This is a genomic window from Cobetia sp., from assembly GCF_983723665.1.
This window is the reverse complement of the sequence record NZ_CFDJES010000085.1, coordinates 6,438-8,127: the sequence shown is the minus strand read 5'-3', so window position 1 is coordinate 8,127 and position 1,690 is coordinate 6,438. Positions and strand designations below refer to the sequence as shown.

Genomic DNA, 1,690 nt, shown 5'->3' with positions numbered 1-1,690 from the left:
GGGGCGGCAATCGTGGCCTGCGTTGTTTCGTTTAACGCTAATATCTGTCTATGCTGAATTGCACGCAAGCTCAGTGGCCATGCCGCCTTGTGGCCTACACCCAAAGGATCAGATCCCAAGGTTGTATAGCCCAAGGTATAGCGCTTCAGGGTTTGCTTTTTCACGGGTCTGATCCGATCATTTGTTCACTGAATGACGTTTTGATCGAACGTGTTTGCGTCGCGATGTCTCGCCAGGACATCCGTTCACCAAGCCGGTTGATGGGAAGGTATCGGTGCCCAAGGCGCCGCTGCCCTCGAAAAGAACAATGCCAATAACGCCCCGATGGAGTGCCCTCATGCGCCTACCTCACATCACCAAGTCCCGCCGTCATCTGCTCTCGCTCGCCAGTGTCGCTGCCCTGGCGCCGCTCAGCGCTCAGGTCAGCGCTGAGACCATCACCGTCGCGACCGTCAACAACGCCGACATGGTGGTCATGCAGAGCCTGACCAGCGAATTCGAGAAGGCGCATCCGGACATCACCCTCGACTGGGTGGTTCTGGAAGAGAACGTGCTGCGCCAGCGTCTGACCACCGATGTGGCGACCCAGGGTGGCCAGTTCGACGTCATGACCATCGGCACCTATGAAGTGCCCATCTGGGCCAAGCATGGCTGGCTGACCAAGCTCGACAACCTGCCGGAGGACTATCAGGTCGATGACCTGATCAAGCCGGTGCGTGATGGTCTGAGCGTGACCGAAGGCGAGAAGAAGGGCCTCTACGCGCTGCCGTTCTATGGCGAAAGCTCCATGCTCTACTACCGCAAGGACCTCTTCGAGCAGGCCGGTATCGAGATGCCCGAGCAGCCGACCTGGAGCCAGGTCAATGACTGGGCCGCCAAGCTCAACTCCGCGGATGAAGGCGTCTACGGTATCTGCCTGCGCGGCAAGCCGGGCTGGGGCGAGAACATGGCGGTGCTGGGCACCATGGTCAACAGCTTCGGCGGCCGCTGGTTCAATGAAGAGTGGGAGCCGCAGCTGGATTCCCCGGCCTGGAGCGAGGCCATCAACTTCTACGTCGACATGATGGGCAAGTACGGCCCGCCGGGCGCGACTTCCAACGGCTTCAACGAGAACCTGGCATTGTTCTCCAGCGGCAAGTGCGGCATGTGGGTCGATGCTACCTCGGCGGCCGGCAAGCTCTACAACCCGAAGGAATCTTCCGTGGCCGACAAGCTGGGCTTCGCACCGGCACCGATCGCCAAGACGGAGAAGGGCTCGCATTGGCTGTGGTCCTGGGCGCTGGCGATTCCGGAATCCTCCAAGTCCAAGGATGCCGCCCAGACCTTCATCACCTGGGCCACTTCCCAGGAATACGTGAACCTGGTCGGCGAGCGTGAAGGCTGGGCCAGCATCCCGCCGGGCACCCGTGTCTCCACCTACGAGAACCAGTCCTACAAGGACGCCGCACCCTTCGCCGGCTTCGTGATGGACGCCATCACCAGTGCCGACCCGACTGACCCGACGCTTGAGCCGGTGCCCTATGTCGGCGTGCAGATGGTGACCATTCCGGAATTCCAGTCCATCGGTACCCAGGTGGGTCAGATGATCGCCGCGGCGCTGGCCGGCCAGATGTCGGTCGAGCAGGCACTGTCCTCCGCCCAGCGTTCCACCGAGCGCACCATGCGCCAGTCGGGTTACTGATCTGATCCA

The 1,690-nt window shown here is 61.4% G+C and carries 1 protein-coding gene; it reads left to right on the top strand.

The genetic code is table 11. The annotated features are described in order from the left end of the window. Nucleotides 1-337: 337 nt before the first annotated feature. Nucleotides 338-1,681 carry an ABC transporter substrate-binding protein gene (locus tag AC4FAH_RS09775; RefSeq protein ID WP_107335189.1) on the top strand — a complete coding sequence of 448 codons (1,344 nt, stop codon included), beginning with the start codon at nt 338-340 and terminating at the stop codon, nt 1,679-1,681. The last annotated feature ends 9 nt before the right edge of the window (nt 1,682-1,690 follow it).

Coding starts and splice junctions, on each gene's coding strand:
- AC4FAH_RS09775 (WP_107335189.1), top strand. CDS start 338: ATGCGCCTACCTCACATCACCAAGTCCCGCCGTCATCTGCTCTCGCTC.